This window comes from Methylomagnum sp. (assembly GCF_054333355.1).
The window spans coordinates 1-7,957 of sequence record NZ_JBTEKS010000206.1; the positions used below are offsets into that span (position 1 = coordinate 1).

At 62.3% G+C, this 7,957-nt stretch carries 9 protein-coding genes; 3 read left to right on the top strand and 6 right to left on the bottom strand.

All coding sequences use genetic code 11. The features are described 5' to 3' along the window. Nucleotides 1-13: 13 nt before the first annotated feature. On the bottom strand, nt 14-814 hold the full coding sequence (locus ACXWUF_RS14695; protein WP_458495399.1) for a glycosyltransferase family 2 protein: 801 nt from the start codon (nt 812-814) through the stop codon (nt 14-16). Further along, nucleotides 804-1,847, bottom strand: coding sequence for a phosphoribosylformylglycinamidine cyclo-ligase (gene purM / locus ACXWUF_RS14700; protein WP_458495400.1), 1,044 nt, complete (start codon nt 1,845-1,847; stop codon nt 804-806). The genes ACXWUF_RS14695 and purM overlap by 11 nt, the downstream gene beginning before the upstream one ends. 212 nt (nt 1,848-2,059) lie before the next feature. Here purM and ACXWUF_RS14705 point away from each other — a divergent pair, with 212 nt between their 5' ends. The 3 genes from ACXWUF_RS14705 (at nt 2,060) to ACXWUF_RS14715 (ending at nt 4,845) form a co-directional block, all read left to right on the top strand. Then, complete coding sequence (locus ACXWUF_RS14705) at nt 2,060-3,139, top strand: DUF2066 domain-containing protein (RefSeq protein WP_458495401.1); 1,080 nt, start codon at nt 2,060-2,062, stop codon at nt 3,137-3,139. Further along, nucleotides 3,136-3,690, top strand: a complete 555-nt coding sequence (locus tag ACXWUF_RS14710; RefSeq protein ID WP_458495402.1) for a CDP-alcohol phosphatidyltransferase family protein — start codon at nt 3,136-3,138, stop codon at nt 3,688-3,690. Before ACXWUF_RS14705 ends, ACXWUF_RS14710 begins: the two co-directional genes overlap by 4 nt. 156 nt (nt 3,691-3,846) lie before the next feature. Next, nucleotides 3,847-4,845: a COX15/CtaA family protein gene (locus tag ACXWUF_RS14715; protein ID WP_458495403.1), complete on the top strand. Its 999-nt coding sequence runs from the start codon at nt 3,847-3,849 to the stop codon at nt 4,843-4,845. Between the two features lie 115 nt (nt 4,846-4,960). Here the strand turns inward: ACXWUF_RS14715 and ACXWUF_RS14720 are convergent, their stop codons facing one another. The 4 genes from ACXWUF_RS14720 to ACXWUF_RS14735 all read right to left on the bottom strand — a co-directional run. Further along, a complete protein-coding gene (locus ACXWUF_RS14720; protein ID WP_458495404.1) occupies nt 4,961-5,260 on the bottom strand; it encodes a hypothetical protein in 300 nt (99 codons plus the stop codon). 333 nt (nt 5,261-5,593) lie between these two features. Then, on the bottom strand, nt 5,594-6,322 hold the full coding sequence (locus ACXWUF_RS14725) for a hypothetical protein (RefSeq protein ID WP_458495405.1): 729 nt from the start codon (nt 6,320-6,322) through the stop codon (nt 5,594-5,596). Beyond that, on the bottom strand, nt 6,319-7,131 hold the full coding sequence (locus ACXWUF_RS14730) for a type III pantothenate kinase (RefSeq protein ID WP_458495406.1): 813 nt from the start codon (nt 7,129-7,131) through the stop codon (nt 6,319-6,321). The genes ACXWUF_RS14725 and ACXWUF_RS14730 overlap by 4 nt, the downstream gene beginning before the upstream one ends. Beyond that, nucleotides 7,128-7,957 (bottom strand): biotin--[acetyl-CoA-carboxylase] ligase (locus ACXWUF_RS14735; protein WP_458495407.1); only part of this gene is annotated, 830 nt, incomplete at its 5' end. The genes ACXWUF_RS14730 and ACXWUF_RS14735, both read right to left, overlap by 4 nt.

Below are 7,957 nucleotides of genomic sequence, written 5' to 3' on the forward strand. Positions count from 1 at the left end.
CTTCAGCCCACGATCAGGCCCGGTTGTCGCGGGCTGAAGCCCACTCCCACGCCATCGCCTCCGCGCCGACTTCCTCGACCTCTGGCACCTGGGCGCGGCGTTGCAGCCACATCACGCCGAGCAAATCCCAAATGCCCACCCACAGCCGGCGCCAAGTGCCGTACTTGGATACGCCACGGGTGCGGGGCCGGTGATCCACCTCAAAGGAGATGATCCTGCCGCCCGCCCGTTGCGCGAGCGCCGGGAGGAAGCGGTGCATGTGGTCGAAATAAGGCAAGGCCAGGAACAGCGCCCGCGAGAAGACCTTCAGCCCGCAGCCGGTGTCCGGGGTGTGGTCCTTCAACAATCCGCCGCGCACGCCGTTGGCGACCTTCGACGAGAACCGCCGCCAGCCGGTGTCCTTGCGCTGGCGGCGGTAGCCCGCCACCATCGCGGCGGTGCCGTCGGCACTCAGTCCACGCCATGCGGCCAGCAAGGCCGGAATGTCCGCCGGATTGTTCTGGCCGTCGCCGTCCAGGGTGGCGATGACGACGCCCCGCGCCGCCTGTATGCCGGTGCGGAGCGCGGTGCTTTGCCCGCAGCAACGGACATGGCGCAGCACCCGCAGCCGGGGAAACTCGGCCCGCAGCGCGGTGAGCGCCGCCAGGGTGCCGTCGGTGCTGCCGTCGTCCACATAGACGATTTCGTAATCGAGAGACTCGCCCAAGGCGGCGGCGATTTCTTCGATCAAGGGGCGGAGATTCTCGGTTTCGTTATGCACCGGCACGACGACGCTTAATTCCATGGTGGCCTCGTCCTGCGGGTTAGAACGCATTGGAATAATTCACGCCGGGACCGCCCTCCCCCGCCACGATTTCGCCAATGGGGAACACGGTCTCGCCGGACGCCCGCAGCGATTCGACGGCGGCGGCTTCGTCCTCCGGGGCCACGGCGACAATCATGCCGACGCCGCAGTTGAAGGTGCGCAGCATTTCCGCATCGGCCACGCCGCCTTGCGCTTGCAGCCAGCGGAAAATGGGGGGACGCGGCCACGCGCCCAGGTCGATGTGCGCCGCCGCGCCTTCCGGCAACACGCGGGGCAAATTCTCGGTGATGCCGCCGCCGGTGATGTGGGCGAAGGCGTGGACCGGGACGGTTTTCATCAAGGCCAGCAGCGATTTGACGTAAATGCGGGTGGGGGCCATGAGCCAGTCGATCAGCGGACGGCCTTCCAGGTCGGCGGCGGGATCGTCGGCCCGCTCAAGAATTTTGCGGATCAGGGAATAGCCGTTGGAATGGGGACCGGAACTCGCCAACCCCAGCAGCTTGTCGCCGGGCCGGACGCGGGTGCCGTCGAGGATTTCGTCCTTCTCCACCACGCCCACGCAGAAGCCCGCCAGGTCATAATCGCCGGCGCCGTACATGCCGGGCATTTCGGCGGTCTCGCCACCCACCAGGGCGCAGCCAGCCTGTTCGCAGCCCTGGCCGACGCCCTCGATGACCGACGCGGCGACCGCCACATCCAGCTTGCCGGTGGCGTAATAGTCCAGGAAGAACAACGGTTCCGCGCCCTGCACCACGATGTCGTTGACGCACATCGCCACCAGGTCGATGCCGACGCCGCCGTGCCTCCCTGTGTCGATGGCGAGCTTGAGCTTGGTGCCCACGCCATCGGTGCCCGCCACCAGGACCGGGCGGCGGTAGCGGTCCACCGGCAATTCGAACAGGGAACCAAACCCGCCCAATCCGGCCAAAACGCCGGGAATGCGGGTCTTCGCCGCCACGGGCTTGATGCGCTCCACCAGCGCGTTGCCAGCTTCAATATCGACGCCGGCGCTCTTGTAGTCTAGGGAAGTGGGATGGCTCAAACGGGGGGTCTCCGGGGTGAGTGGTGAATTATTAGAACGGTTCAAGTCATGCCGGAGTGCAAGATTTATCTTGCTCTTCATGCCCCCCTGCAAGATGAATCTTGCACTCCTGCGGCCGTTCAAACAAAAACCGGCGGCAACGCGCCGCCGTGAAAGCTATGCTATTTTACATTCCTCCCCACCACCCTGCCGGAAGAACTTGGTTTACCGCCATGAGGTCTTCATTTCATGCAGACCGGCCCGCCGCCCGGCGCGTCTTGGCCTGCTTCAAAATCCTCGTCTGCCTCGCGTTGCCGCTGTTCGGGGACAGTGCCTTGGCCATGGCGACGGCTGGCCTGTACCGCGCCGACCTGCCTGTCCAAAACAAGGACGAGCCGACCCGGGCCGACGCCTTCCGGCGGGGATTGAATCAGGTGTTAAAGCGGGTGGTCCGCCCGGAAGACCTCGCCTCCGGCACCGTCAAATCCTTGTTGGCAAAGCCCGAGTCCGTGGTGCTTCAGTTCGAGTACCCCGGCGAAACCCGCGAAGGTCGGCCCATTCTGCGGGTGGATTTCGACGCCGCCCGTCTCGCCCAACTGCTGGGCAAACGGGGCATCGGTGTATGGGGCGCGGAACGCCCGGACATTTTGGCTTGGATTGCCATCGAAGATAGTCAGCCACCCCGCATTTTTAGCCAGGAACAGAGTCCCGAGCTGGATCGCCTGCTCAGCGAACGCGCCGCCGAATATGGCTTGTCCGTGACGGTGCCGCTGGGCGATTTGACCGACGAGCAAGCCCTGAACACGGGCGACATCGCGACGGGCAACGCCGAGCGCATCCGGATGGCCTCAGTTCGCTATGAAGCGCCGGTCATTCTGGCCGGGCGGCTGGTGTCCAAGCCCGGCGGCGGCGTGGAGGCGGACTGGCGCTTGTATCAAGGATCGAAGGAGGATCGCTGGCAAGGCAAGTCCAAGGACACGGGGGAAGCCATCGGTGCGGGCGTCACAGAGCTTTACACGCGGCTGGCGTCCCGCTCGATTCCTCGCACGCTGGCAGTCAGCACGCAGGCGCTCCGGGTGGTCGGCATCGCCTCCCTGGACGACGCCAACCGGGTCACGGCTTATCTCAACAAGTTGTCGCCCGTCACCAAGGTCGAATGGCAAGCGGCGGGCGCCGATGACGCCTCGTTCCGGGTGAGCGTGCGGGGCGGACGGGAAATGTTGGAGCAAACCCTGGCTCTGGGCACCTTGCTCCGGCCCGATACTGGCGATTCACACGGATTTTCCGGGTTGACCTATCGGATGGTGAAATGAAAGCGCGGCACATACCCAATATCATCTCGGCGGGACGGATACTGCTGGTGTATCCGGTCATCAGTCTGCTTCTGCAAGGCCAGTTCGACTGGGCGCTGGGGCTGTTCGTGGTGGCCGGGGTCTCGGATGCCGTGGACGGCTTCCTCGCCAAGTATTTCCACTGGCAATCGCGGCTCGGCTCCTACCTGGACCCGCTGGCCGACAAGCTGCTGCTGATTTCCTGCTATGTCGCCCTGGCGTGGCTGGGGCTGTTGCCCGTCTGGCTGTCGGCCCTGGTGGTGTTGCGGGATGTGGTGATATTCGGCGGCGCGGTGGCCTATTACTTCCTGCTGCGCCCCTTCGAGGGCCAACCCCTGCTCGTCAGCAAACTGAACACCTTTTTCCAGCTTGTTCTAGTATTCGCCGTGCTGGTCCGGCACGGACTCAGCCCCATCCCCGAGGGCGTGATTACCCTGTTGGTCGGGCTGGTGACGCTCACCACCGTGGTGAGCGGGGTTTTGTATGTTTATGTTTGGGGCACCAGCTATTACCGGGAAACTCGAACCTCTTGAATAACCAAAACCCATCCTATACAACTGGAGTCCGAACTTTAATTTGGACAATCGCGTAAGCGATTTGAAAAATGTCAAAACTAAAGTTCGGACTCCAGAATCGTGGAACGATAGAAACTAGATTCCTTCCGACAATTCTAATCAGTGCTAAAACCTATGACCGACTCCGACATTTCCACGCGGTTCCGCCGCATCGGGTTAATTACTATTGCCGCCGTGTATTTCCTGATTATGGTGGGCGGCATCGTCCGCGCCTCCGGGGCCGGAATGGGCTGCCCCGACTGGCCCACCTGCTTTGGGCGCTTGATTCCCCCCACCGAGGAATCCCAGTTGCCGCCGGATTATCACGAGAAATATATCGGCTATGGCGATACCACGTTCAATCCGATCAAAACCTGGACCGAATACGTCAATCGGCTAGTGGGCGTGACCATCGGCATCTTGATATTGACGACCCTGATCCGCTCCATTCCCTACCGGAAAATAGACCCGGCAATATTCCATTTATCCGTGGGAATATTCCTCTTGGTGGGGTTCCAGGCATGGCTAGGATCGAGGGTGGTGGCCAGTGATTTACGCCCGGTGATGATTACCATCCACATGGTGGCGGCGTTTTTAATTGTCATTATGCTGATATATACCATCAGCCGTTCGCAGCGGGATATTCTCCAACGCATCGGCACCGATGCCTTGCCGCCCAAACTGCGCACGGTGTTAATGGTGGCGATGGGAATGACCTTGCTGCAAATCGCCATGGGCACCCAGATTCGGGAAGCGGTGGACGGCATTACCAACGCGGACGTGGTATTGGAGCGAAGCATCTGGCGGGAGCATTTCCCCATCATTTTCTATATCCACCGCACGTTCTCGTCCATCATCCTGTTCACCAACCTGTGGCTGGCGTGGAAGCTCATCCGTTCGCTAGCACCGGGCCATTTGCTGCGGGGCTTCGCCTACGCGCTGGGCGTCCTGGTGGTGTGCGCCGTGCTGACCGGCGTGAGTTTGGATAGATTGGGATTCCCGGCCTTCGTGCAGCCGGTTCATCTGCTGCTGGCGAACCTGATTTTCGGCTGCCAGTTTTTTCTATTCACCGCGTTGCGGTATGCGGATCGACGGAATCAGGCGAATGATTCGGCGGCGACGGTGGCGGGTTAAGTCGAAAACGATTAGTCGCTTTGGAGCGGATAACATCCCTTGAAGGGATGTTATCCGCGCATTACTTGGCACCCAGACACATGATATGCGGGCGCTTTCGAGTTTTGCCCGATATTCAATCGGAACCTGAATCAGAGGAAACCTTTAATTCCTCTAGCACGCCTTGATCCTCGGCTTGCAGCGCTGGGTTGCCTGGATGTTCATGAATAATCCTATCCAGCGCCCGTAAATCAGCCATGAGTCGATGGCGTTTATGGGGCGGCACAAACCTTCCACTAGGATACTGCCAATATAGGACGGTCTTTTTCAGCCGTTTCTTTTTTTCAAGCAATTCCTCGTAGGATGGTTCCGGTTTTCGTTTGAATAACCCTAAAAGAAAAGAAAAAAAGCCTGTGCTATTGGAATTATGGCTCACGTAACGGCCTCAATGCGCGGTCATTGTCGGGATGATGGGAATGTTGGCCTGCTTATGCCCCAATCCTGACCCTGCGCCAAGAATTCTAAAGCAAGCCTGAAAGTAAACGGCCAATCCCCCGATGCCTTTATAGCCAATAGAATTACTTAGAATTTTAAGTGGCTGTTTTTAGCGGGGATGAGAGCGAACGCAGTTTACCTGATCGTATTAGTTTTGGCATGGGGTGGCCGAATCCAAAACAGGGCAATCGCGCTATGCCTCTCTGGTCCCCTTTCCAGCGGGAGAAAAAAACGCCGCGCCACCATAGCGCGCCAGCCGCGAATCCAAAGGGAATCAATCGCAGACCATCGGCGCGGGGATGTGCAGGCTTGAATCCTGGGAATTGAGCACCTGGACGATTTCCTCCAATTCCAGGGCGGGCCGATGCCAAGGGATTTTCAGCCAGAACACCTGCCCCCGCACTAGGCGCGGCGCGATTTCCGTCACGATATTCTTGTCCATGAAGGGCTTCCGGGCCGACTCGGCTTCCTCCTTGGTTTTGTAAAGCCCCAGGGAAAGCGCCCCTTGCAGCGGGCCCTTCTCGAATAGCCAGGCATCCACCACGCCCTTTCCCGCCAACGCCCGGCGGTTCTCCCGCGCCACATCCAGGTTGATGGCCTTCGGATACAGTATCCACCAACCCTCCGGCACGTCCCCCGACAGGGTGACGATATTGGCGTCCGGCGTCTGGCTTTTCAGCAGGTCCAACAAGTTGTCAGCCTCCGCACGGGTTTGGGCCGGGCCGATTTGGTAGCAATCGGTGGGCTTGGGCGGCGGCTTGGGTTTCGATTCCGGCGCGGGAATGTCCTCCCCGGCCATGCCTGGATCAACCACCTCGCCTTCGGGCACTTCGTCGGCGTCGGGCGCTTTGCCCAATTCGCTGGTCAAGGCGATGCGCTCCACGCCGCTGGGTATCACCAATTCTTGATACGAACTCTCGGTGTTCTTGTCTTGCCGGAAGCCGATCTCCCAGGCAAAAAACACCAGATTCGCTAAAACGAGGAAATATAAAAGATATTTCATGAACCTTTATCCGCCAGGATGAGCAATCCGCGTAGGACCAGATCGGGATCGAGCCGGTAAGGTATCGCCAATAATCGACCGATGGCTTCCCCGGCACCGCCACATAGTATCAAGCTGGGCGCATGACCCAGACGCTCGGAGGCTTCCCGCTGAGTGTTCTCAATCAGTCCGGCAGCCGCCCGGAGAACGCCACCCGCCACGCCATCGGCGGTGTTCCGCCCCAACCAGCCGCTTGCGCCGCCATCCACCGCTTGGACGCCCCGCGTTTCCAGCCGCAGCGCCCGTTTCATCAGGGCCGGACCCGGCGCGATGAGTCCGCCCAGATGCCGCCCCTCGCCGTCCAGCACATCCACCGTCAACGCCGTTCCCGCATCGACCACACAGACCGGCAGCGGGCAATGATGACGGGCGGCGATGAGCGCCACCCAGCGGTCCACGCCCAATTGTTCGGGCCGCTCGTAGCCATTGCTGACGCCGCAGGCCTGGGCCTCGCTCCGGGCGAACTGGACCGGCACCCGCCACCGCCGGGCCATCCAATCCTCCAGCTTCTCGGCGATGACCGCCCCGGCCACGTTGGACACCTGCACCGCGTCCGGCGCGGGCAAGGCCGACCATTCGGAATCCAGCCGCGCCGGCGCCGCCTCGTCCGTCGCGAACGCCCCGCCCGCCACGATCCGGCCTTGCTCCGCCCGGCCCCATTTCAGCCGCGAATTGCCGATGTCCACCAGCACCAACGAGGAAGCGCGGGCATCTTGTCCGCGACCATAACGGGCGGGACGCCCGCTCTCCGCTGCGTTTTCCGGCATCATCCGTCCCCCGCCACCCGCAGCCGCACATCGCCCGACGCGAACCGCCGCAGGCTGCCGTCCTCGCATTCCAGCACCAGCAAGCCTTCGTCGCTCACATCGGCGATGCGGCCCTTGATCCGCGCCTCGCCGACATGCACCACGGCGTCCCGGCCTTGGAAGCGATGCAAGCGCCGCCACTCGGGCAGCCAGGGCGCCAAGCCATAGCCCTCGTAATCGGCCACCAGGGGCAGCAGCTCGTTCAACAAGGCGGCGACCAAACGATTGCGCGGCGGGGCGGACGCGCCCGAAACACCGGCGAGATCGGCCCACGGCTGGTCGATGGCGCGGCCCAGCCTCGGCGGCATATGGCGGTTCAAGCCCACGCCGATGACCACCACGCAGGAGCCATGGGCCTCCCCCGCCACTTCCAGCAGGATGCCGCCCAGCTTGCTCTCGCCCCACAGCACATCGTTCGGCCACTTCAGCCCGGCCTCACCGAAGCCCAGCCCGGCCAGCGCCCGGACGACGGCCACGCCCACCGCCAAGCTCAGCCCCGCCACCCGCGACGGGCCTTCGAAGCGCCACAACAGCGACAGGTAGATATTCGACCCGAACGGCGACAGCCATTCCCGGCCTATCCGCCCGCGCCCGGCGGTCTGGGTTTCGGCGAGGCACACCGTGCCCGCGACCGCGCCGGCGGGGGCGGCTTGCATCAAATAGGTGTTGGTGGAATCGAGTTGGTCGTGCAGTTCGAGCTTGGCGAGCAAGGCGGCGGCGGGCGGGTTCAGGTCGGCGCGGATGGCGGCCTCGTCCAGCAATTGCAGCGGCGACACCAGCCGGTAGCCCT

What these genes read in the sequence shown, in the direction of transcription:
- ACXWUF_RS14695 (WP_458495399.1), bottom strand. Translation starts at nt 814, where the DNA reads ATGCGTTCTAACCCGCAGGACGAGGCCACCATGGAATTAAGCGTCGTC.
- ACXWUF_RS14705 (WP_458495401.1), top strand. Translation starts at nt 2,060, where the DNA reads ATGAGGTCTTCATTTCATGCAGACCGGCCCGCCGCCCGGCGCGTCTTG.
- ACXWUF_RS14710 (WP_458495402.1), top strand. Translation starts at nt 3,136, where the DNA reads ATGAAAGCGCGGCACATACCCAATATCATCTCGGCGGGACGGATACTG.
- ACXWUF_RS14715 (WP_458495403.1), top strand. Translation starts at nt 3,847, where the DNA reads ATGACCGACTCCGACATTTCCACGCGGTTCCGCCGCATCGGGTTAATT.
- ACXWUF_RS14725 (WP_458495405.1), bottom strand. Translation starts at nt 6,322, where the DNA reads ATGAAATATCTTTTATATTTCCTCGTTTTAGCGAATCTGGTGTTTTTT.
- ACXWUF_RS14730 (WP_458495406.1), bottom strand. Translation starts at nt 7,131, where the DNA reads ATGATGCCGGAAAACGCAGCGGAGAGCGGGCGTCCCGCCCGTTATGGT.